Raw genomic sequence first — 22,763 nt, 5'->3', positions numbered from 1 at the left:
CTCCTCGTTAATTATTTTTCAAGAACATCTTAAAAGGTCGATAAACTCTTTTGGGTTCATCGAATTGATAGAGTGCTTTTGTTTCTCCCTGATAAACCAATCTAACAATAGGTTCGCGGTCAGGTAAAATACTTTGATCCAAAAAACCGCCATTTGATATTATTTTCCAACGACTGTCATCAAGCTGATAAGCAGGATAATCGGAAAGAGCGGTTGATAATGGCTCAATAATGTCAGACAGTGTATCACTGCCTGCGGCTTTGTCAACTTGTTCCAACGTGACACACTGCGAAATATCAAAACCACCGCTTTTGATTCGGGTAAGTGATGACATCACAGATGGTGTGTTTATCAGTTTTCCAAAATCGACAGCTAATGTTCTGACATACGTTCCTTTTGAACAGGCAACCTCAAAAAAGATTGTTTGAGTCTGGTTTTTTTCATCAAAACTTGATACTTTTGTCTGTTTGAAAGATTGAATAAAAATTGGACGTGGCTCTCGATGAATAACTTCGCCTCTTCGAGCATATTCATAAAGTTTATGACCGTTGATTTTAACGGCTGAATACATTGGTGGCACCTGCATAATATGACCCGTTAATTTTTGTAACAAACCATCGATTTGTTCAGAAGATAATGGTCTTTCGATTGCCTTGGTAGCAATTAAATGTCCATCCAGGTCTTCTGTATCATAAGCCATTCCCAGCGTGATTGAACCACGATAAACCTTACCGGATCCCATTAACAGTTCACTAATTTTAGTTGCTTGTCCAATACATATAGGCAAAACACCGTCAACATTAGGATCAAGTGTGCCAGTATGCCCAATTTTTTTTGTGTGTAAAATTTTCCGTAGTCGACTAATACAATCATGACTCGTCATACCACGTTCTTTGTATAATGCAATTACTCCATCCATCGGCTTCTCCTAAAAAATTCAGTTACTAAAAGTATATCACAAAAAAACTGCCCAGCCATTAGTAGCTGAAGCAGTCTTTGTCAAAAATCAAATTTATTAATCTTCACGCTTTAATTTATTAATGAGACGATCGATTTTGTCACCATACTGAACAGAAGTATCCAATTCAAACTTGATTTCCGGTGTTTTATAAATGCTTAAACGCGAGCCAAGTTCACCACGAATCAATCCGGTAGCCTTTTCAAGTCCCTTTGCAGTGGTTTCCTCATCAGCCTTGTCATCAGAAAGAATGCTGTAATAAATGGTGGCTTGCTGTAAATCACCAGTTACCTCAACACCCGTCAATGTGACGCCCTGAACTCTTGGGTCCCGAACTCGTTTTAGTAAAATATCATTTACCTCACGCTGGATTTCCTGCTCTAAACGACCAACACGATAATGAGCCATATAAATACACCTCCAAACATTTAATATAAAATAACAACTTTTATTGCCAAAAAATCATTTAGTTAAACTACTTAACTGGAACTTCTTTCATAATATAGGCTTCAATAACATCGCCAACCTTGATGTCATTATAATCTTTAATTGTAAGACCGAGTTCGAATCCTTGTTTAACCTGGTTAACATCATCTTTAAAACGTTTCAAACTATTTAATTCTCCAGTATAAACAACGACACCGTCACGGATTAAACGAACTTTACTGTCTTTGTTAACAACACCGTCAACAACCATACCACCGGCAATAGTACCAACTTTGGAAGCTTTGTAAATCTCACGAACTTCTACTTCACCTGTAACTTCTTCCTTATAAGTTGGTGCAAGCATACCCTTCATGGCTGATTCAACTTCATCAATTGCATTGTAAATAACTTGATGGAGACGAATATCAACATGATCACTATCTGCTTGTGACTTGGCTTGAGGTGTTGGACGAACGTTAAATCCAATAATAATCGCGTTACTTGCTTCAGCTAAAGCAACATCGCTTTCGTTGATGGCACCAACACCAGAATGGATGATGTTGACTTTAACACCCTTTACCTCAATTTTCTTAAGACTGTTTGCCAAAGCTTCAACAGATCCTTGAACATCAGCCTTGATGACGATATCAACTTCCTTCATTTCACCTTCTTCAAGGGAATCAAACAAGTTATCAAGCGTAACCCGGTTGGTCTTTCGACGTTCTTGAATCTGTGCTTCTTCAGCTCGTTCTTCACCAACAGAACGTGCAGTTTTTTCATCTGAAAAGACAACGAATCGATCTCCTGCTTCAGGAACATCGTTCAATCCGGTAATTGATACCGGCATTGATGGTGTCACTTTTTTAAGATCTCGACCACGTTCGTTAGTCATTGTTCTCACTCGTCCAAATGTGTTGCCAACAACAATAGGATCCCCGACTTTCAACGTTCCTTGTTGAACAAGTAACGTTGCGACAGGTCCCTGTCCTTGATCAAGACGGGCTTCAATAACGGAACCAACAGCAGGTTGATCAGGATCTGCTTTTAATTCAAGCATTTCCGATTCAAGAATGATCATGTCGAGCAATTCGTCGATATTCTTACCAAATTTAGCCGAAATATCAACAAAAATGGTGTCGCCACCCCAGTCTTCGGGGATTAAATTGTATTTACTCAACTGTTCCGTTACATGTTCAGGATTAGCATCGGGTTTATCAATTTTATTAATTGCGACAATAATCGGTGTTTCGGCTGCACGGGCATGGTTAATCGCCTCGATTGTTTGGGGCATGACACCGTCATCAGCTGCAACCACTAAAACTGTGATATCAGTGATATTAGCACCACGAGCTCTCATTTCAGTGAAGGCCGCATGACCAGGTGTATCAAGGAATGTAATGATGTTATCGCCATGACGGACTTGATAAGCACCAATTGCCTGGGTAATGCCACCAGCTTCACCGGCAGTAATATGAGAATGACGCAAATGATCCAGCAAAGTTGTCTTACCATGATCAACGTGCCCCATGATTGTGACAACTGGTGGACGTGAAACTAAATGCTTTGCATTCTTCATTTCTTTTTCAAAGATTTCATCAAGGTTGGATAAATCCTCATGAATCTTTTCTTTGGCTTCAATCCCATAATCAGCAGCCAGAATTTCAATTGTATCTTTATCCAAAGACTGGTTCTGGTTAACCATAACACCTAACATGAACAACTTCTTAACAATTTCAGCCGGCTCACGATGCATAATTTTACCAAGATCTTGTGCATTCATACCATCTTCGTACTCAAGAACCGTTGGTAACGGACGTGCTTTTCGTTCTGGAGCCCCGTGATGCTCGACTTGACGAAGTCGTTGGTTTTGTTGCTTACGCTGCTTCTTATTGCGTTTTTTATTAGCTTTTCTCGAACCACCACTATTATTACGGCGATTTAAGCTACCGCCAAACCGGCCACTGCCAGTATTGCGATGATTTGCATTATTGGTACTTGGGCGACTCTGACGACTGGTGCTATTACTGTTGCTTGTATTAGTCGCTGAACTAGTGTGTGCAGTATTATTAGTTCTAGACTGTGTATTATTGGAGCGCGTACCAGAATCATTATTTCGTTGAGTGCGACTACGATTGTTACTATGATTATTTTGACTGCTTTGACGATTGGTACCAGCACTATTATGGGTTGTCTCTCGTTTTCCTTGAGAAGAACTATTTTTATTCTCTGAATGATTATTGGCACGTTGGCTCCGACTTTCACCCTGAGAATGATTAGTTTGATTTGAACGTTCCGAACGTTGACCCTGCTGGGCATTATGGCTATGGCGATCGGATTGAGTTGTATGACGACCATTACTTACCGATGAATGGCTGCTTTGACTGTTTTGTGTTCTATCTGAAGTACCATTTTTTTTGAATAATTGTCGAATTTGTTTTTCTTGATTTGCATCAACTGTTGACATATGGTTTTTCACAGCAACACCACGTTTGCTGGCCTCATCGATAATTTTTTTACTGGAGATGTTGAGTTCTTTGGCTAATTCATAAATTCGCTTTTTCCCCATATAATCACTCTCCCTTTATCCTATTTGTTAATTCAATCATTTTTTTTGAAATTCCCTGGTCTTTAATTCCGATAATGGTTCTTTTCATTCCGATAGCGTTACTTAATACCTCTTTAGTGTACATTGTATTGACAGATACGTGATAGTAATTTGACTTATCAAGAAATTTCTTGCTTGTAGACGGTCCGGTATCCGATGCAATAAATAAGAAATGGACCTTTCCGTTTCTTATTTCAGATAAAAGCGTATTCTCACCGGATACAATCTTGTTTGCTCGCTTGGCAATTCCGAGAAAATTAAGGATTGCTTGATTATTTTCCATTCTCAAACAACTCTTTTCGAGCCTGCTTATGATCAACATACGCGATCAGATCATCGTAAAAGTCACCGTCAATTTGAGTTGAAAATACTTTTTCGAACACATGCTCTTCTTTAGCCTTTTTGGCAATATCTACATTAATAGAGATATAAGCACCCCGGCCTGACTTTTTTCCTGTTTCATCTATTGAAACGTTGCCCTCGGAGTCACGAACGATTCTCACCAACTCCTTTTTGGGAGCCATTTCGCCAGTGACGATATCTTTACGCATTGGGATTTTTCTTTTTTTCATAATGATCGCCTCCTAAGAGTTAATCTTGATTTGAAGATGGGTTCTCATCCGATGAAGTATCTTCTGTATGATCAGAAGAATCGGCATCATCTATATGCTCACTTTGTTTTTCAACATTATCTGATTGATCATCTTGAGCATCTGCTTCAACATCCTCATCGGATTCAGTTTGAACTTCTTGACTGTCAGTGTCAACAGACTCGCCGAGAGTGTCGTCAGAAGTCTCTTGGTCCGGTTCAGCAGTTTCTGATTCATCTGTTGTACCTTCATCTTCGTTTTCCACCTGCTGTGCTTTTTGCTTTCTTTCAGCAAGGAACTCTTTAGCTTCCGTTTCAGATTTGATATCAATCTTAAAACCAGTCAATTTTGCAGCTAAACGAGCATTTTGACCACGTTTGCCAATGGCCAGTGACAACTGATAATCAGGGACAATCACGGTGCAGGCACGATCGTTATCATCGTCAAAAATAACGTCGATAACTTCGGCAGGATTTAATGCATTAGCAATGTATCGTGCATCATCCTCGTCCCACTCAACAATATCCATATTTTCACCATGCAGTTCGTTAACAATTGTCTGAACTCGCTGGCCTTTAGGACCAACAGCAGTTCCGACAGGATCAATATCCGAATTATTAGATCGAACAGCAACTTTTGCACGATCCCCCGCCTCACGAGCAATCGACACAATCTCAACTGTTCCATCATAAATCTCAGGAACTTCTTGTTCAAAGAGCCGTTTAAGCATCCCTGGATCTGTTCGGCTGACAAAAACTTGGGGTCCCTTGGTTGCGTTTTCAACCCTTGTAACATAAACTTTTATACGTTCTTGAGGGCGATAAACCTCATTAGGCATCTGATCACGAGGGCCCATAACAGCTTCGACTTTATCCAAATTAATATAGACAAAACGAGTATCCTGACGCTCAACAGTCCCTGTCACTAAATCGTCTTCATATTTTGAATATTCATCAAAAATATTTTCACGTTCAGCTTCGCGAACCCGTTGCATAATCACTTGCTTTGCTGTTTGAGCAGCAATTCGTCCAAAGTTTTTAGGGGTCACTTCGAATTTAATGTCATCCCCTATTTCGTACCCTTTATTAATCTGTAAAGCATCATCCAATGAAACCTGCATCTGATCATCAGTCACGGTTTCAACAACGGTTTTAACAGAATACACATGCATTTCGCCTTTGGTTCCATCAAAAGAAACTTCAACGTTTTGTGCTTGACCATAGTTTCGCTTATATGCAGAAACCAAAGCCGCCTGCATGGCCTCGATAACGACCTCTTTTTTGATTCCCTTCTCTTCTTCAAGAGCTGACAAAGCTCCTAAAAGTTCTTTACTCATTATTAAGTCTCCTTTACCTAAAATTGGATTGCAAGTCGTGATTTGGCAATCAGGTTTCTTGGAATGTTTATGGTATCATTCTTGCCCCACTTGTCATTTTGCAAAACAAGTTCATCTGAAGTTACAGAACGAAGAAATCCTTCAAAAGCTTTCTGTCCATTCAAATTTTGGTACAAGGAAATATGAATATATTCTCCCACTGCTTGCTGAAGCTCTTCATCATTTCTTAAGGGACGTTCAGCGCCCGGAGAAGAAACTTCCAAAAAATATTGCTGCGGAATGGGGTCTGGATCCATTTCATCGAGTTTTTCACTCAGTTCGTCACTTACCAAAACGCAGTCATCAATTGTGATGCCACCTTTTTTATCAATATACACACGTAAATACCAACTTTTATTTTCTTTAACAAATTCAACATCAAATAAATAAAAAGTATGTTTATCTAAAATCGGCTTCACAACTTGTTTGACCGTTTCAACGACATTGCTCAAAAAATAGGCCTCCTAAAATTATCCATTAAAAAGAGCGAGCATTTCTGCTCACTCCTTACAAGTTATTTAGTAAATACAGTATAACATACGTTCTTTGTTTATACAAATGGTTTATCGTGACCAATACTGTTGAATTGCAACCCATACTCGATAATCGTCCTACATGACTTAGACAACCGATAATAAGTTGATTCGTTTACATCATGTCAAATAAACTCAATTGATTTTCATCTGGTAATCCATCCAAAACATGGTTTTCGGTCATAAAATCAATCAACGTTTTTGAAACCTTACCGCGTTTTGATAAATCCTCTTTTGAAATGAACGGTTTGTCTTCCCGAGCAGCTACGATTTGTTTAGCAACGTTAAGTCCCAACCCTGGCACAGAATTAAATGGTGCAATGAGGTTATTGCCATCAATCAACCACTGATTGGCAGCTGATTTCTTTAGATCTACCATTTTAAAGACATAACCGCGTTCCAACATTTCATTAGCCAGTTCAAGAACTGTTAACAAATTCTTTTCCTTGGTTGAAGCTTCCATGCCTTTATCGTTAATCTGTTTCATGGCATTCTTAACAGCATCTTTACCACGACACATTGAAACAATATCAAAATCATCGGCACGAACCGAGAAATAGGCAGCATAGTAAATTAATGGAAAGTAAACCTTAAAGTAAGCAATCCTCAATGCCATCAAGATATATGCCGCTGCGTGGGCTCTTGGGAACATGTACTTAATTTTTAAGCAAGAATCAATATACCACTCTGGGATCTTCGCTTTACGCATTTCTTCTTGCCAATCATCAGGTATACCACGTCCATGACGAACACTTTCCATAATTTGAAACGACAATTCAGAATCTAATCCCCATTGAATTAAATCCGTCATAATGTTGTCACGGCATCCAATCACGTTTGCAATAGTGGCTGTACCATTCTTAATTAACTCATCAGCATTTCCAAGCCAAACATCGGTTCCATGAGACAGACCGGATATTTGAAGAAGTTCGGAATAATTGCTTGGGTGAGTTTGTTCAAGCATTCCTCGAACAAATCGGGTTCCAAATTCCGGCACACCCAATGTACCGGTTTTTGATTGAATTTGTTCTTCAGAAACGCCTAAAATCTTTGGACTTGAAAAGATCGACATCACACCTGGATCATCCATTGGAATTGATTTTGGATTAATTCCCGATAGATCTTGAAGCATCCGAATCATAGTCGGATCATCATGCCCAAGAATATCAATTTTTAAAATATTATCATGAATAGAATGGAAATCAAAATGGGTTGTCTTCCAAGCAGCAGTCTGATCATCAGCAGGATATTGAATTGGCGTAAAATCATAGATATCCATATCAGCAGGAACAACAATGATGCCGGCAGGATGTTGCCCGGTAGTTCGTTTAACACCTGTAGCACCCTTTGCTAGTCTGTCTTCCTCTGCTTGTCTATAAGTTGTACCTTTATCACGTTCATAGGCTTTCACATAACCATATGCTGTTTTATCTGCGACCGTTCCAATTGTTCCGGCACGAAATACATTTTTTTCACCAAATAAAACCTTCGTATAGTTATGGGCAATTGGTTGATAATCGCCAGAAAAGTTCAAATCAATATCAGGAACCTTATTTCCAGTAAATCCCAAGAAAGTTTCGAATGGAATATTATGACCGTCCCCGATCATCTGAGTACCACATTCGGGGCATTTTTTTCTTGGCAGGTCATATCCTGAGCTATATTCACCCTTCGTAAAGAACTCTGTGTGTTGGCAATTAGGACATCGATAGTGTGGTGGCAACGGGTTAACTTCGGTGATTCCAGTTAATGTTGCTACCAGACTAGACCCAACTGATCCACGAGATCCAACCAAGTAACCGTCTTTGTTACTTTTCGCAACCAATCGTTGAGCAATCAAATAAATAACTGAGAATCCATTCCCAATAATACTTTTAAGCTCTGTCGTCAACCGGTCGTCAACAATCTTAGGCAAGGGATCTCCATACCATTGGTGTGCTGTCGTCATGGTTCGCTCTTTAATTTCATCTTCTGAGCCTTCCATTTTTGGCGTATAGAGACGATCCTTTAGGGGATGAACATCATCTATATCATCGGCAATCCGATTGGTATTTGTGACAACAATTTCCTTAGCCTTTTCTGCACCTAAGAACGCAAAATCATCCAACATTTCATTTGTAGTTAAAAAGTGTAGATCTGGTAATTCTTGACGGTTAAGCGGGTTGGCACCACCTTGAGAGTTGATCAAAATTTTACGATAAATGTAATCTTGCGGATTAAGATAATGAACATCGCCTGTTGCAACGACTGGCTTCTTTAACTCATCACCTAATTTAACAATATTAGTTAAAATTTCTTCAAGATTTGCCTCATCGGAAATGAGATGGCTTTCAATTAGCGGTGCATACGCCCGTTTAGGTTGAACTTCCAAGTAATCATAAAACCCCGCCTTTTTTCGGGCTTCATCCATTCCTTTTTGCATCATTGCGGTGAAAACCTCGCCTGAAGAGCAAGCGGACCCAACAATAATACCTTCGCGAAACTTCTCTAATTGTGTACGTGGTACTCTGGGAACCCTAAAGAAATAATCAACGTTAGAAAGGGAGACAATTTTGAACATGTTTTTCAAACCAACTTGATTTTTAGCGATAATGACCGCATGCGAGGGACGGGCATGCTTGTAAGCATCATTTTCAGTCATGTGATCATTTAACTCATCATGATAGACAATGCCATACCGATCTTCTGCATCTTTTAAAAATAAATAGTTCAAATGTCCGGTTGTCTCAGCATCATAAATTGCTCGATGGTGATGCTCAAGATTCACATCAAATTTCTTGGCTAATGTATTTAACCGATATCCCCGCATATTGGGATATAGGAAACGTGCCAGTGTCAATGTATCAATAATTGGATTCTTTATTTCTGGCATCCCATGACGAACATAGCCGGTGTTCATAAACCCAATATCAAACGTTACATTATGACCAACAACGATTGCATCTTCACAAAAGTCTCTAAACAGCTTGAATACTTCTTCTTCGGATTTTGAACCATGAACCATTTCATCCGTGATCGAGGTTAAATTTGTTGTCTGTTCTGAAAGATGGAATCCCGGATCGATAAACTCTTCAAATTGATCGATAACGTTGCTATTTTTCATTTTGACGGCTGATAATTCAATCACTCGATCATAAATAGCTGAAAGACCGGTCGTCTCAGTATCAAATACCACGTAAGTCGCATCTTTTAAAGGAATATGTTTATCATTATAAGTGATAGGTACGCCATCATCTACCAAATTAATTTCGACACCGTATAGCATTTTAAGATCATTCTTTTGACCGGCATGAAACGCATCAGGGAAACCTTGAACGGCTGCATGATCTGTGATTGCCAGTGCCGGATGACCCCATGCCTTTGCCTGCTTTGCATAATCAGCAATATTATTAGTTGCATCCATTTGACTCATCGATGTGTGCAAATGTAATTCAACTCTTTTTTCTCCTTCAGGAGCCGTATCTTTTCGACTAATTTTTTTAACAGGATTAATATCATAGGCATTTAAGGTTAGCTCATGAGAATAATTATCTTCTTGTATACTCCCACGGACTTTCACCCAATCGCCTTCATTGATTTCATCAAATAAGGCTTCTTCACCACGATTAGAAAACTTTTTAACTTGAATTGATGATGTATAGTCAGTGATCTTTAACATTAGCAACTGTCGACCTGATCTTAAGGATCTGACTTCTTTGTTAAAAACATATCCCGAAACAACCGCCGAACGCTCTTCCTCAATGATATCTTCCATCTTCATAATTGGCGCATCGCCACTTATTTTCTTACCTATGATGGCAGAGCCTGAGGTGGCTCCTGGGTGGTTTGCTCGTTTTTTGGCATTTTCTTTAATCGCAGCATTGGCTTTTTTGACTAATTCCGCATTTTGAACTTCATTTTTTTTCTTAAGTGCTTCAATATTCTTTTGAGAAGACGTTTCGTCAACAATTGTGTGAATTGTGAAATTGGGAAAGCCGGCTTTTTGATACATTTCTTCAATTGGTCCAAGTGCCGTATTAGTCATGAAATTCTTGACAATTTCATTTTCGGCCATAAATTCGACTCTTGAATCAACAATTGAAGGAGCTCGGTCCTCACAAAGTTCCTGAATTAAGGGAGATGTTACACCACTATTAACAACTATCCATTGCCAATATTGTCGTAACAATTGTTCGTTGAAGTGATCGTTAGCCGGTGTAATATTCAGTGATACTTTCGCAATCTCTTGAAAAGAAGACTGTAAACGGGCGTTAAAATCGTTAAATACCTCAAAAGGCAAAATTCGGGGAACAGAAACATCAAATTGCCACCGAAGACTTTGTTCATGAACCTCTAAACGGTCAATTTTTGCGCCCTGAAAGAAAGGCGAGCTTTTCGCCTCTTCCCATTGAAGCTGCTCCAACAACTTTTCAAATAAAGCATTTTGATCCAAACTCAAAGAGCACCCTCCTCATTTAGTGCAAAAAGAAGCTGAGAACAAAAACAACTTTCGATCTCACCTTCTCTAAAACCAATCATCTTAAATCCTACAAAAATACTTTACCAGTATAAAACTAATTTAGATTCTTTAACAGGATTTTAACAGTATCGCTCAGTTCTTCAACTTTACTTTCGACTGTTTCACCGTTTTTTCGAATCTTGATTTCAACAATTCCTTCATCGGCTTTTTTTCCAACCGTAATTCTTAATGGAATACCCAATAGATCAGAGTCTGCAAACTTTACACCTGGTCGTTCCTTACGGTCATCAACAAGGACTTCTATGCCATTTTCGGTTAGCTGTTCTTCAATCTGATTTGCCAAATTCATTTGAACTTCTTTTTTAACGTTGATTGGAATGACATGAACAGTATATGGTGCAACCGCAACTGGCCAAACCAAACCATTTTCATCCGCATTTTGCTCGGAAATTGCTGAAAGTAATCGACTGATACCAATTCCGTAAGAACCCATGATAACAGGAATTGATCGGCCATTTTCATCTAAAACATTGGCATTTAGGCTTTTAGAATACCTTGTACCAAGTTTAAAAATATGACCAATTTCAATGCCGCGTGTGAATTTTAGTTTGCCCTTACCGTCCGGTGACAGTTCGCCTTCCTTAACAACAACAAAATCATCAACAGCATCAATGCGAAAATCTCGATTCAAGTTGGCATTAACATAGTGGTAACCATCCTCATCGGCACCAACGACAGCATTTTTCATATTGCCAACCCGTGTATCAGCTAAAATGCGAACGTCATCGCTAACTCCAACTGGACCCAAAGATCCAAAATCAGCCTTTAAAAATTTGACGGCTTGTTCATCAGTTGCAAGGTCAAGGAAATCTGCTTTTAAGTAATTTTTTAACTTTACATCATTAACATCGTAATCACCACGAACTAAAACCAAGACAGGTTTCTCATCAGCAATATAAAGCATCGATTTAATTGTTTTCTTAGTAGAAACACCAAGAAAGTCAGCTACTTCATCAATTGACTTAACATTAGGTGTTGCGACTTTTTTTAGATCGGCCTCTGCTTCTGTTGATGGCTCATCAGTGGCCTTCGATTTTGCCATTTCCAGATTTGCAAAGTAATCACTTTCATCTGAATAGACAATTGTATCTTCACCAACTGCAGCCATAGCGGAAAACTCTTTGGAATCAGATCCCCCCATAGCACCACCATCACCGATAATCACACGATACTTAAGTCCAATTCTATCAAAAATAGTGCGATAAGCTTTTTCCATGGCACGATAAGCATCATCAAGATCCGCTTCATTAGCCGCAAATGAGTACGCATCTTTCATAATGAATTCTCGGCTTCTTAACAGCCCGTATCGTGGGCGATCCTCATCACGGTATTTGTTTTGAATTTGGTAAAGGACCAATGGTAATTGTTTATATGATTTAATTGAATCCCGAATCAGTTCAGTAAAGGTTTCTTCGTGAGTGGGTCCCAAAATAAAATCAGTATCATGTCGATTCTTGAATTTGAATAGTTCTGGTCCGTATGTCTCATAACGTCCCGATTCTTTCCATAATTCAGCAGGAAGAACATCCGGCATCAACATTTCATGAGCAGAGGTCTTTTCCATTTCTTGTCGAACAATAGTTTCAATTTTTGTCAGAACGCGATATGCAAGTGGCAAATAAGCATACATACCTGCAGAAATTTGCTTGATATATCCGGCTCGAACTAACATTTTATGACTAAGGGCTTCAGCACCCTTGGGCGTTTCCTTTAACGTCGGAACTAAAATTTTAGACTGCTTCATAATCCAATAATTTCTCCTTTATGTCATCCTTCTGTGTATTTGGCCCATAAGACCAATTTCTTACGCTTTAGTGCAGGAAATAACGTTCAATATCATTCCAAGTAACTAAAATCATTAGTATCATCAAAAATGCAAAACCAATCAACGTAACGACTGTTTCTGTTCTTTGAGAAACCGGCTTCCTTCTAATTGCTTCAATAATATTGAGCACTAATTTACCGCCATCAAGACCGGGGATTGGAATTAAGTTAATAATCGCAAGGTTTAACGATAACCAAGCCAAGAAATTAAGAACACCTGAAATCCCTAGCGATGCAGCTTGCGAAGTAGTCGCAAATATGGCCACAGGGCCTCCAAGATCATTTAGACTGAAGTGACCACTTACCATTGACCACAAAGCGCCCAATAACGTCTTTGTCATTGTCCAGGTTTGTGTGAATCCAGATAAGACCTTTGCTTTAAAACTAGTATCAAGTGACTGGGTGATACCAATCATTCCAATCTTTTTGCCGCCTTGTGTATTGGATTTAGGTGTCATTTGAATACTCTTATTTTGACCATCTCTGGAAATTTCCGCGGTTACCTTCTTGCCCGGATTCGATTGAATTTGAACGGCCAATTGGTCCCAATCCGCTGTCTTATGCCCATTGATAGATAGAATTCGGTCACCGGATTTAACGCCGGCTTGACGCGCAACAGAGTCCGAAGGCATCACGTTAATTTTATTGGTATTCGACTGAACGCCACCTTGAACAAATCCCAAGATTGTATATACAAGAATAGCCAGGATAAAGTTATTAAAAACCCCGGCAAAATTAGTTAACATTCGTTTGCCAAGCGGGGCAGCTTGGAATTGAACATCCTCCGGTGCAATCTGTAGTTCAGTACCATCACTTTCAATAATGATAGCATCATGATCAACGGGATATTTTTTAACGTCAGATTCGTCGCCGTTTTCATATCCTTTTATATATAAATCATGCGCTAAGTCAGTTCCTGTAACGGTTAAAGGGATTCCCTGAAACAGCGAATGCTTGTTGCTCGTATTAATTCGAGTTACAACGCCTTGATCATTTAATTGTAATGTAACAGGTGTTCCGGGTTTTAATTCTTCCTCACCATCATCAACTTCACCCGCCATTCGAACATATCCACCAAGAGGTAATAGCCTTAATGTGAAAGTCGTACTGCCACTTCGATGAAAGAAAACTTTTGGCCCCATTCCAACAGAAAATTCACGAACTAATATTCCTGAACGCTTGGCCATAATATAGTGACCGAACTCGTGAAAGATAACCAAAATACCAAAGACAATGATGAAAACTATAATTGTAGTTATCAAGCGGCACTTTCCTCCTAATCAAAAATTAAATAATACCAACTAAATGCAGCATTGGTAATACAAGTAACAAACTATCGAATCTATCTAAGATTCCACCATGCCCTGGAAGAATCTTGCCTGAATCTTTAACGTCATAGTATCTTTTGAGCGCTGATTCAATTAAGTCTCCAAATTGCCCGGCAATTGAAAGGAAAATCGTAATCATAATCATTTCAATCATTGAATAACCAGGAATTGGATAGAAGAAAATAAAAGTTGAGCATAAAATTGTCGCTGCAATTGAGCCACAGATTGACCCTTCCCAAGTCTTGTTAGGACTAATTCGAGGTGCCAACTTATGCTTACCAAACAGTCGTCCAAAAATATAAGCACCACTATCAGTTACCCACACAATAAACAGTGCGTACAATAACACTGGTAATGACTCTGCTCTGGCTGCAATGAAATAATGAAAACCCATTCCAATATACAGCATCCCAAGCACAATGACACCTGCATCGTCAAAAGTGAACAAGTTTCTGCTTAGGACAGTCACTAATAATAACATTAAAACAAAAAGGAAAAAGATAAATGTCTGGTTAAAGTTATTGGGTAAAAAGCCCGTCCAACTGTCCGGTAATATCAGTGCACTAACACCTAAATACGCGATAATCGACTCACCAGATACCAAAATCCTTTTTTTCATAACTAAGATTTCTGAAACTGCGACAATTCCCAAAACCAAAGCGGCGATGTCAATCCATAAGCCACCCAAAATAATTATCGGAATAAAGATAATCAGCGCGACAACCGCAGTTATTACACGTTGTTTCACTTAAATTTGCCCCCTGTTATTCATTTTTCAAACCGCCAAATCGCCGATTTCGATGCTGGTATTCAAAAATCATCTGCCGCAGCGTCTGACCATCAAAATCTGGCCAAAGTGCATCGGTAAAAACCAATTCACTGTAAGCAATCTGCCAGAGCAAGAAATTTGAAATGCGTTCTTCACCACTTGTTCGAATTAATAGGTCAGGATCAGCGTAATCGCCTAAAAATCCAGTCATCAAATGGCGGGAAATCAAATCATCATCAATATCAGAAATAGAAATCGCATCATTTTTGATTTCGCTTGCAATATTTTGCACTGCCAACCGGATATCAAGTCTACTGCCATAGTTTAGAGCAAAATTTAAGATCATACCAGTACATTTACTGGTTTGAGAAATTGCATCCCGAACCGCTTTTTGTGTGTTCTCAGGTAACTGATCAATAAGACCCATTACTGAAACTTTAACATTATTTTCTATTAATTCAGGAACAAAATTATTAAAAAATTTAACTGGCAGTCCCATCAAAAAACTAACTTCATCCTTTGGCCGTTTCCAATTCTCAGTTGAAAATGCATATAAAGTCAAAACCTTTACACCTAATTTACTTGCAGCCATTGTAACGGTTTTAACGGTCTCCATTCCCTGTCTATGGCCTGCGATTCGTGGCAAATGTCTTTTTTTTGCCCAACGCCCATTACCATCCATAATGATTGCGATATGCTTGGGAATTCTATCGGAGTCCAAGTGAATAGATGATTTTGCGTTCTTTTTATTATTAAACATTGAACTCTCCTCTAAACAATTCAGGAAAAAATAAAGGATGAGAAGAAAAACTCATCCTAAAATGCACTTAATTGTTAGTCTTCTGCACTATCCGGACGTTCAACCATTCGCCATTCACCGCGATTTGCCTCTGCTAAAGTATTAAAGTACTTCAACAATTGATTAGCATCTGATGGGCTCTTTTGACCTAGTTCATTGAGACCTTTACCTGTTGTCATCGGTTCTGATAAATCAGTGATTTCATGGCCTTTCTCAATGGTTGCATTTGAGAAAGCGATCACCCAATCTTCTTCTACCAACTGTGACACAATAAAGAATAAATTAAAATCATCTGTCACAAATGCCGGCATTGCATACAAGTCATCTTGAACAGGCTGTAAACGACTCCCGTTATAATCTAAATCACCTAAATTATCTTCAGTGACTGGTTTATTGAGCTTGAATAACATCTTATCAAACTCCGGTGTACCAGGTACTACAGAAACCTCATCATTATTATTGTTATTGTTATCTGCCATTATTGAACCCACTTTCTAGCCATTCATGACTTCGTTTTCTTTATCAGCAACGATTTTATCAACACTTTTAATTGAATTATCAGTTAACTTTTGAACTTGATCTTCAAGGCGGTGTAGCTCATCATCCGTGATTTCTTCACTTTTATTACCGCGTTTGAAAGTATCCATTGCTTCGCGACGAACATTCCGAACAGCAACTTTACTCTTTTCACCAGTTGCCTTTACTTGCTTAGCAACTTCCTTTCGACGTTCTTCGGTTAACGCTGGAATTGCCAAACGAATAGCCGTTCCATCATTTGCAGGACTAAGTCCCAAATCAGCTTCATATATCCCCTTTTCGATATTGTCCAAAGAAGATTTATCATATGGCGTAATTAGGATAACTCTGGCTTCAGGAATTGAAATTGAAGCAATCTGGTTTAAGGGTGTTGGCGCACCATAATAATCCACCGTTACACCACTTAATAGGCTTGCATTAGCGCGGCCGGCACGAATACTTCCCAACTCATGCTCCAGCACTTCCTGTGCCTTTTTCATTTTAGTTTTTGCTTCATTTAAAACTGTTTGCGTGTCTGCCATTTCTATTTCTCCTTCACAGTTGTTCCAATACTATCTCCAGATACAACTTTCCGAATGTTTCCCGGCTTATTTAAATTAAAGACAACCAGCGGAATATGATTATCCATAGATAACGAACTCGCTGTTGAGTCCATTACCTTAAGCCCTTTTTCTAAAATGTCCATATATGTGAGAGTCTCATACTTCTTAGCATCTTTGTGTGTTCGCGGATCAGCAGTATAAATGCCATCGACACCATTTTTGGCCATCAAAATTGCATCTGCGCCAATTTCCGCTGCCCGTAGAGCCGCAGTTGTGTCTGTTGAAAAATATGGATTCCCAGTTCCACCCGCGAAGATAACAACCCGGCCTTTTTCCAAATGACGAACAGCTTTTCGACGAATATAAGGTTCAGCAATCTGACGCATCTCAATTGAAGTTTGTACACGTGTTGGGACATCAAGTGATTCCAAATTATCTTGAAGTGCAAGACCGTTCATCGTCGTTCCTAACATACCGATGTAATCGGCTTGGGCACGTTCCATTCCCATCTCGGCACCAGCTTCGCCTCGCCACATATTTCCACCGCCAACGACAATGCCAATTTGAACACCCATTTCGAAAATATCCTTGATTTCTTTGGCAACGTCTTTAATTACCGGTGGATTAATTCCGAACCCTCTATCACCGGCTAAAGCTTCACCGCTTAATTTTAAAATAATTCGGTTATATTTTACTTTGGACATCAAAGTGCCTCCCATAGTTAATCATTAACATCAATTTTAGCATACTCAAGTTAGCTACAACAATAAAACTAACAAATTCAGTAATTCTTAACAGCTTTTCAAAACTAAAGTCTATAAAATAGTGTCAAAAGTCTATAAAATAGTGTCAAATTTTTTAAAGCCGAAAAAAAGGGCTGGAACAAATGTATCTCGTTGTTCCAGCCCTTCATAAAAAATTAATTACCTAATTGATCGCGAACTTCATCTTCAAAGCTTTCTTGCTTTTTTTCGATGCCTTCGCCGACTTCATAGCGAACAAATTTAACGATTGAACCGTTCTTGGAAGCAACGTATTGTGCAACTGTTTGATCAGGGTCTTTAACGAACTCTTGATCTTCCAAGCAAATTTCTGCCAAGAACTTGTGAAGACGACCTTCAACCATTTTTTCAACAATCTTCTCAGGTTTGCCTTCATTTAAGGCTTCCTGAGTTAAAATTTCCTTCTCATGGGCTAACCGCTCTGCCGGAACTTCAGATTGATTTAGGTACTCTGGATTAGTGGCAGCAACGTGCATTGCAACGTCTTTTGCAGTTGCTTCATCCGCACCTTTAAGTTCAACAAGAGAAGCGATTAGACCGCCATTGTGTAAGTATGAACCAAAGACTTGGTCATCATTTTTTTCAACAATTTCAAATCGACGTAAACTAACTTTCTCACCAGTTACCTGAGTTGTTTCCACTAAATCATCTTTAATTGTACCTTTTTCAGTCGAAAGTGCTAAAGCAGCATCAACGTCGGCAGGCTTATTAGCTACAATAGCGTCACTGATTCGAGAAACAGCGGCTTTAAACGGATCACTTGAAGCAACAAAGTCAGTCTCGGAGTTAACTTCGATGATTGCAGCTGTGTTATCCTTTACAGCAACAGTTGCTAAACCATTTGCGGCAACACGGTCACTTTTCTTTTCAGCCTTGGCAACCCCTTTTTCACGTAATACTTCGATCGCCTTATCAAAATCGCCTTCAGTTGCAACAAGTGCCTTCTTGGCATCCATCATACCAACACCGGTCTTCTTACGTAGTTGCATAACTTGTGATGCAGAAATTTTTGCCATTTTAGTGGCCTCCTTAATTCTTTACATAAAAACTGACTCTTCACCAAGGCCAAATAGGTCTATAGCGATAGAGTCAGCCTAAGTGCTATTACTTATTATCAGTATCGCTCTTGCCTTCTACAGCATTAGCAATATCTTCAATTGAATCCTCTTTTGAATCTTTCTTGTCAGTCTTTGATCCGTTTTCGAAAGTATCTTCGTTAACTTCATCTTCACCCTGACGGCCTTCAATGATTGCATTAGCCATTGTTGACGTAATCAATCGAACGGCACGAATAGCATCATCGTTTGAAGGAATAACAACATCAATTTGGTCAGGATCAGTATTTGTATCAACCATTGCAACGATTGGGATATTTAGCTTTTGAGCTTCGTGAACAGCAATTTGTTCTTTACGAGGGTCAACGATAAACAAAACATCTGGGAGTTTAGGCATATCCTCGATACCACCCAAAAATCTTTCAAGCTTATCACGTTGCTTCATTAATAATGAAACTTCCTTCTTAGGAAGAACATCAAATGTCCCATCAGTCGCCATCTTCTTAAGATCTTTAAGACGCTTTACACGTGATTGAATGGTATTCCAATTAGTAAGCGTTCCGCCAAGCCAACGATTGTTAACATAATATTGACCAGCACGGGTAGCTTCTTCAGCAATTGAATCTTGTGCCTGTTTCTTAGTACCAACAAACAAAACAACAGCACCCTTTGAAGCTTCCTCTTTCATGAAGTTATAAGCAACATCAATTAATTTAACAGTTTTTTGCAAATCAATGATGTAAATCCCGTTTCGTTCAGTAAAGATGTACTGTTTCATCTTTGGATTCCAACGACGGGTTTGGTGACCGAAATGAACTCCGGCTTCCAACAATTGTTTCATAGAAATTACAGCCATAATATAGTAGCCTCCATTAAAGTTTTTTCCTCCCCGATGATCATCTGTTATTGGAACTACATAATTGTAGCAACACCAATGGCATCACATCGAGTGTGTAATTAAAACACCTATAAGAGTATAGCTAAAATTGACTGCGAAAGCAAGTGATAACATGATTTTGCTGTTAAAAATATTAAGAAAATTGTTAAACTTTTGTAAAACGTGTTAAAATGATTAATCGTGACGAGGAGGAATCTATATGATTAAAGCCATCGTTTTTGACGTTGACGATACTTTGTACGATCAGAAACCATCATTTAATGAAGCTTTCAAACAAATATTCTCAAATGATGTTGATAGCAATTTGATAAATAAAATTTTCTCCAACTATGTTCAGCAGGAACAATTAGTTGTAGCAAAAAATAATCTGGATAATCAATTTCAACTTTCAAAAACAGACATTAGCTTTCATTGTCTCCATCATTCTTTTAAAGAATTTAATCTTGATGGCCTTACACAAAAGAAGGCAGAAGACTTTTGGCAACTTTACAGCAAATTTAGTCAGGACATTCAATTATTTGACGGGTTAACTCACGTTTTTAATAAACTGATTGAAAAATTTAAACTTGGCATTATTACTAATGGATCGACTGAAAATCAACTTTCAAAAATCACTAGATTAAATCTTCAACACTGGTTTGACAGGGAAAGTATTATTACTTCCGAGGACGCCAATGCTAAAAAACCCGATCCAATGATTTTTACGCTAATGAACCGAAAATTCGAACTTCGCGGTAATGAGATGATGTATGTAGGTAGTTCATATTTAAACGATATTGTGCCTGCTAAAAGGGCTGGTTGGCAAACCGTTTGGTACAACAATCATGATGGGTCGATTATTGACCCAAATATCATTCCAGATCAAACTGTCAATAACAGCGAACAACTCCAAGAATTATTATTAGAATTAGCGGCTGAGGTTTAACCCAGCCGTTTTTTCACCTTTTTAATTTCCAACAATTTTTGCATTAAAAAGGGATTTTCAACTATAAACCGTTGAAAATCCCTTTTATTAAACAGATTATTTGATCCTTTAAAGCTTAACCAACTTGTCAGACTTACCTGTTGAGATAAGTGACTTATTAGCATCCATCGCAAAGTAAACCATGTTACGAACAGCACGCTTAGTATAGAAGGCAATATGGGGACTAACTAGAACGTTTTCTCGTTTCATAAGTCCTTTTAATCGTTCATCAGGAATTTTATCAAAACTACCAAAGTCGGTATTGAAAATACCAACTTCATTTTCATATACATCAAGAGCAGCACCGGCGACTTTTCCGGAATCAAGTGCTCTAATAAGTGCATCAGTATCAACTAAAGCACCACGAGCTGGGTTTAAGATATAAACACCGTCCTTCATCTTACTGAAGGCTTCATCATTTAACATATGTTCATTTTCTTTAGTTGCAGGTGCATGAATTGAAAGGACATCTGATTGAGCATAAAGTTCGTCAGGTGAGTCGACATAGACACCTTCCTTTTCCAATTCTGGATTATGGAAGATATCATAAGCGATAACCTTAGCACCGAACCCTTTATAAATACGCATTGCAGCACGACCAATTCGACCAGTGGCAAAAACGCCAACAGTTAATTGGTTCAATTCTTCAGCAATGTCTGGTGCCCAACGAAGGTCACCATTAGCTTGTTTACGATCGAAAGTATTTGTTCGACGTAACAATCTCATTAATTGAGTAACTGTAAATTCAGCGATTGCTTCTGGTGAATATGCTGGTACATTGGTAACTTGAATACCGTTGCGTTTTGCAGCATCAGCATCAATATTATCAACACCAACGTTACGTAATGAAAGGAACTTGATACCAAATTCGCCTAGTTTGTCTAGAACAGCAGCAGTGTAAGGCTTTTGTTGGTATGTTACCACACCATCGGCACCCTTTGCTTGATCAACTGTTGACTCGTCTAACAGTTCACCAGTCGATGCAACTTCTACATCAGGGTTTTCTTCACTCCACTTATCTAAATATGGTTTTTCATCGTCACGAATGCCATAAGCAATAATTTTCAAGAATATTACCTCCTAAACATGTTACTTGTATTATAACACTTTTATATGTTGTTTTTGCTGAAAATTAGAAAGTTTGTGCATTTTTTCACTGATATTTATAAAAACGAGTCCGGGTTATTAATGTATTGCAATTTCTGCTTTCTTGTTAATTGTTTAAACGCATATTCTGCACTTAAAGCATCATGCTTAGTTGGGAATTGCTTTTGAAATAGTATTTTAATTGGTCGATGTGATCGCGTATATTTAGCACCCCTTCCCAGTTTGTGAGTTTGAAAACGCTTTTCAACATTCGTTGTAAAGCCTGTATATAAAGTACGGTCTTCACACAGTAAAACATATATATAATATTTTTTAATTTGTTTCCCCATATAAAATTCGCTTCACTTTGTCTGAATAGTCATTACCTTCATGAGTAATTAAATCTTCTTGAATTCTCAATCCATTCGGTTTGCCGCTTTTAATTGCTTCTACTAACACCATATTTGCTTCCGAGGTCGTTTTAGACCGAACAAATTGTAATATTTTAGGCTCCAAATGATGATTCCGTAAACTCAGTAGGAGATCTGTGAGTCTATCGGGACGGTAAACCACAAATAACTTAGCGTTCGTTTTTAGCAAGTCTGCTGAAATTTTAGTGATTTCATCAATCGTCGTTTTAATTTCGTGCCGTGCAATAGCCAAATACTGATTTGGATTTTTTTCACTAGTTTCATAATTGACAAAGTAAGGTGGATTACAAACAATCACGTCAACTGAATCTTTGGAAATATAATGAGTGGTATTTTTTAAATCATCATTAACAACATGTACCTGATTCTCCAAATGATTTAACTGAATACTTCTTGCTGCCATATCGGCGAGCTTTTCCTGAATTTCAACCATGGTGATTTGAGCAGATGTTTCACTGCTTAAAAACAGGCCAACTGCACCATTACCAGAACACAAATCAATGATATTTTTAACCCGTTTGCTTCCAACCTGTGCAAATTCTGCTAATAAAACAGCATCTAATGAAAACGAAAAAACGTCGTTGCTTTGAATAATGGAAACATTATTACTATATAATTGATCAATTCGTTCATTCTTTTTTAATTTCACTCGCATTATTTTTTGAACCTTTCACAAATTTGTTTGCCAAACGCTTCTCGTTTAAGTTACTATTATTTTATCAGATTAAGAAAGAAGGAATGG

21 protein-coding genes are annotated in these 22,763 nt (G+C 38.4%); 1 reads left to right on the top strand and 20 read right to left on the bottom strand.

From position 1 onward, the window contains the following. Nucleotides 1-7: 7 nt before the first annotated feature. The 17 genes from truB to rpsB form a co-directional block, all read right to left on the bottom strand. Nucleotides 8-919, bottom strand: a complete 912-nt coding sequence (truB, locus tag GQR93_RS07215; protein WP_003553815.1) for a tRNA pseudouridine(55) synthase TruB — start codon at nt 917-919, stop codon at nt 8-10. 96 nt (nt 920-1,015) lie between these two features. Beyond that, nucleotides 1,016-1,366 carry a 30S ribosome-binding factor RbfA gene (rbfA, locus tag GQR93_RS07210; RefSeq protein WP_003553813.1) on the bottom strand — a complete coding sequence of 117 codons (351 nt, stop codon included), beginning with the start codon at nt 1,364-1,366 and terminating at the stop codon, nt 1,016-1,018. Nucleotides 1,367-1,433: 67 nt separating this feature from the next. After that, the gene (infB, locus tag GQR93_RS07205) at nt 1,434-3,950 is read right to left on the bottom strand and encodes a translation initiation factor IF-2 (protein ID WP_035444752.1); all 2,517 of its coding nucleotides are present in this window, start codon (nt 3,948-3,950) and stop codon (nt 1,434-1,436) included. Between the two features lie 4 nt (nt 3,951-3,954). Next, a complete protein-coding gene (locus GQR93_RS07200; protein ID WP_003553807.1) occupies nt 3,955-4,272 on the bottom strand; it encodes a L7Ae/L30e/S12e/Gadd45 family ribosomal protein in 318 nt (105 codons plus the stop codon). After that, nucleotides 4,262-4,561: an RNase P modulator RnpM gene (gene rnpM, locus GQR93_RS07195; protein WP_003553805.1), complete on the bottom strand. Its 300-nt coding sequence runs from the start codon at nt 4,559-4,561 to the stop codon at nt 4,262-4,264. Before rnpM ends, GQR93_RS07200 begins: the two co-directional genes overlap by 11 nt. A 19-nt stretch (nt 4,562-4,580) precedes the next feature. Continuing rightward, nucleotides 4,581-5,915, bottom strand: a complete 1,335-nt coding sequence (nusA, locus tag GQR93_RS07190; RefSeq protein WP_003553804.1) for a transcription termination factor NusA — start codon at nt 5,913-5,915, stop codon at nt 4,581-4,583. Between the two features lie 17 nt (nt 5,916-5,932). Further along, nucleotides 5,933-6,406, bottom strand: a complete 474-nt coding sequence (gene rimP / locus GQR93_RS07185) for a ribosome maturation factor RimP (protein ID WP_003553802.1) — start codon at nt 6,404-6,406, stop codon at nt 5,933-5,935. 196 nt (nt 6,407-6,602) lie between these two features. Continuing rightward, nucleotides 6,603-10,919: a PolC-type DNA polymerase III gene (locus GQR93_RS07180; RefSeq protein WP_003553800.1), complete on the bottom strand. Its 4,317-nt coding sequence runs from the start codon at nt 10,917-10,919 to the stop codon at nt 6,603-6,605. Nucleotides 10,920-11,040: 121 nt separating this feature from the next. Further along, a complete protein-coding gene (locus GQR93_RS07175) occupies nt 11,041-12,750 on the bottom strand; it encodes a proline--tRNA ligase (RefSeq protein ID WP_003553798.1) in 1,710 nt (569 codons plus the stop codon). 67 nt (nt 12,751-12,817) lie between these two features. Next, a complete protein-coding gene (gene rseP, locus GQR93_RS07170) occupies nt 12,818-14,092 on the bottom strand; it encodes an RIP metalloprotease RseP (RefSeq protein WP_035444751.1) in 1,275 nt (424 codons plus the stop codon). A 25-nt stretch (nt 14,093-14,117) separates the two neighbouring features. Further along, nucleotides 14,118-14,906, bottom strand: a complete 789-nt coding sequence (locus GQR93_RS07165) for a phosphatidate cytidylyltransferase (RefSeq protein WP_003553794.1) — start codon at nt 14,904-14,906, stop codon at nt 14,118-14,120. A 16-nt stretch (nt 14,907-14,922) separates the two neighbouring features. Then, on the bottom strand, nt 14,923-15,687 hold the full coding sequence (locus GQR93_RS07160; RefSeq protein ID WP_159298732.1) for an isoprenyl transferase: 765 nt from the start codon (nt 15,685-15,687) through the stop codon (nt 14,923-14,925). 74 nt (nt 15,688-15,761) lie between these two features. After that, nucleotides 15,762-16,205 carry a hypothetical protein gene (locus tag GQR93_RS07155; protein WP_003553791.1) on the bottom strand — a complete coding sequence of 148 codons (444 nt, stop codon included), beginning with the start codon at nt 16,203-16,205 and terminating at the stop codon, nt 15,762-15,764. Nucleotides 16,206-16,220: 15 nt separating this feature from the next. Further along, nucleotides 16,221-16,784 carry a ribosome recycling factor gene (gene frr, locus GQR93_RS07150; RefSeq protein WP_003553788.1) on the bottom strand — a complete coding sequence of 188 codons (564 nt, stop codon included), beginning with the start codon at nt 16,782-16,784 and terminating at the stop codon, nt 16,221-16,223. Nucleotides 16,785-16,786: 2 nt separating this feature from the next. Next, complete coding sequence (pyrH, locus tag GQR93_RS07145; RefSeq protein WP_035444750.1) at nt 16,787-17,509, bottom strand: UMP kinase; 723 nt, start codon at nt 17,507-17,509, stop codon at nt 16,787-16,789. A gap of 215 nt (nt 17,510-17,724) precedes the next feature. After that, nucleotides 17,725-18,603 carry a translation elongation factor Ts gene (gene tsf, locus GQR93_RS07140; protein WP_159298731.1) on the bottom strand — a complete coding sequence of 293 codons (879 nt, stop codon included), beginning with the start codon at nt 18,601-18,603 and terminating at the stop codon, nt 17,725-17,727. An 88-nt stretch (nt 18,604-18,691) separates the two neighbouring features. Continuing rightward, nucleotides 18,692-19,498 carry a 30S ribosomal protein S2 gene (rpsB, locus tag GQR93_RS07135; protein WP_003553783.1) on the bottom strand — a complete coding sequence of 269 codons (807 nt, stop codon included), beginning with the start codon at nt 19,496-19,498 and terminating at the stop codon, nt 18,692-18,694. 241 nt (nt 19,499-19,739) lie between these two features. Between rpsB and GQR93_RS07130 the strand changes: the two genes are divergently transcribed. Then, nucleotides 19,740-20,465, top strand: a complete 726-nt coding sequence (locus tag GQR93_RS07130) for an HAD family hydrolase (RefSeq protein ID WP_003553780.1) — start codon at nt 19,740-19,742, stop codon at nt 20,463-20,465. A 108-nt stretch (nt 20,466-20,573) separates the two neighbouring features. Here GQR93_RS07130 and GQR93_RS07125 read toward each other — a convergent pair whose 3' ends face one another. The 3 genes from GQR93_RS07125 to GQR93_RS07115 form a co-directional block, all read right to left on the bottom strand. Next, nucleotides 20,574-21,572, bottom strand: a complete 999-nt coding sequence (locus GQR93_RS07125; RefSeq protein ID WP_003553778.1) for a D-2-hydroxyacid dehydrogenase — start codon at nt 21,570-21,572, stop codon at nt 20,574-20,576. 95 nt (nt 21,573-21,667) lie between these two features. Further along, on the bottom strand, nt 21,668-21,940 hold the full coding sequence (locus tag GQR93_RS07120; protein WP_003553776.1) for a GIY-YIG nuclease family protein: 273 nt from the start codon (nt 21,938-21,940) through the stop codon (nt 21,668-21,670). Next, nucleotides 21,924-22,676: a tRNA1(Val) (adenine(37)-N6)-methyltransferase gene (locus GQR93_RS07115; protein WP_003553774.1), complete on the bottom strand. Its 753-nt coding sequence runs from the start codon at nt 22,674-22,676 to the stop codon at nt 21,924-21,926. Before GQR93_RS07115 ends, GQR93_RS07120 begins: the two co-directional genes overlap by 17 nt. Between the last annotated feature and the right edge of the window lie 87 nt (nt 22,677-22,763).

The organism is Lentilactobacillus hilgardii (assembly GCF_009832765.1).
Lineage (GTDB): Bacteria > Bacillota > Bacilli > Lactobacillales > Lactobacillaceae > Lentilactobacillus > Lentilactobacillus hilgardii.
This window is presented reverse-complemented; position numbering and strand designations above follow the sequence as displayed.

Bases quoted from the DNA above. Each gene is read 5' to 3' on its own strand.
- truB (WP_003553815.1), bottom strand. From the start codon at position 919: ATGGATGGAGTAATTGCATTATACAAAGAACGTGGTATGACGAGTCAT.
- rbfA (WP_003553813.1), bottom strand. From the start codon at position 1,366: ATGGCTCATTATCGTGTTGGTCGTTTAGAGCAGGAAATCCAGCGTGAG.
- infB (WP_035444752.1), bottom strand. From the start codon at position 3,950: ATGGGGAAAAAGCGAATTTATGAATTAGCCAAAGAACTCAACATCTCC.
- GQR93_RS07200 (WP_003553807.1), bottom strand. From the start codon at position 4,272: ATGGAAAATAATCAAGCAATCCTTAATTTTCTCGGAATTGCCAAGCGA.
- rnpM (WP_003553805.1), bottom strand. From the start codon at position 4,561: ATGAAAAAAAGAAAAATCCCAATGCGTAAAGATATCGTCACTGGCGAA.
- nusA (WP_003553804.1), bottom strand. From the start codon at position 5,915: ATGAGTAAAGAACTTTTAGGAGCTTTGTCAGCTCTTGAAGAAGAGAAG.
- GQR93_RS07175 (WP_003553798.1), bottom strand. From the start codon at position 12,750: ATGAAGCAGTCTAAAATTTTAGTTCCGACGTTAAAGGAAACGCCCAAG.
- GQR93_RS07160 (WP_159298732.1), bottom strand. From the start codon at position 15,687: ATGTTTAATAATAAAAAGAACGCAAAATCATCTATTCACTTGGACTCC.
- GQR93_RS07155 (WP_003553791.1), bottom strand. From the start codon at position 16,205: ATGGCAGATAACAATAACAATAATAATGATGAGGTTTCTGTAGTACCT.
- frr (WP_003553788.1), bottom strand. From the start codon at position 16,784: ATGGCAGACACGCAAACAGTTTTAAATGAAGCAAAAACTAAAATGAAA.
- pyrH (WP_035444750.1), bottom strand. From the start codon at position 17,509: ATGTCCAAAGTAAAATATAACCGAATTATTTTAAAATTAAGCGGTGAA.
- tsf (WP_159298731.1), bottom strand. From the start codon at position 18,603: ATGGCAAAAATTTCTGCATCACAAGTTATGCAACTACGTAAGAAGACC.
- rpsB (WP_003553783.1), bottom strand. From the start codon at position 19,498: ATGGCTGTAATTTCTATGAAACAATTGTTGGAAGCCGGAGTTCATTTC.
- GQR93_RS07130 (WP_003553780.1), top strand. From the start codon at position 19,740: ATGATTAAAGCCATCGTTTTTGACGTTGACGATACTTTGTACGATCAG.
- GQR93_RS07120 (WP_003553776.1), bottom strand. From the start codon at position 21,940: ATGGGGAAACAAATTAAAAAATATTATATATATGTTTTACTGTGTGAA.
- GQR93_RS07115 (WP_003553774.1), bottom strand. From the start codon at position 22,676: ATGCGAGTGAAATTAAAAAAGAATGAACGAATTGATCAATTATATAGT.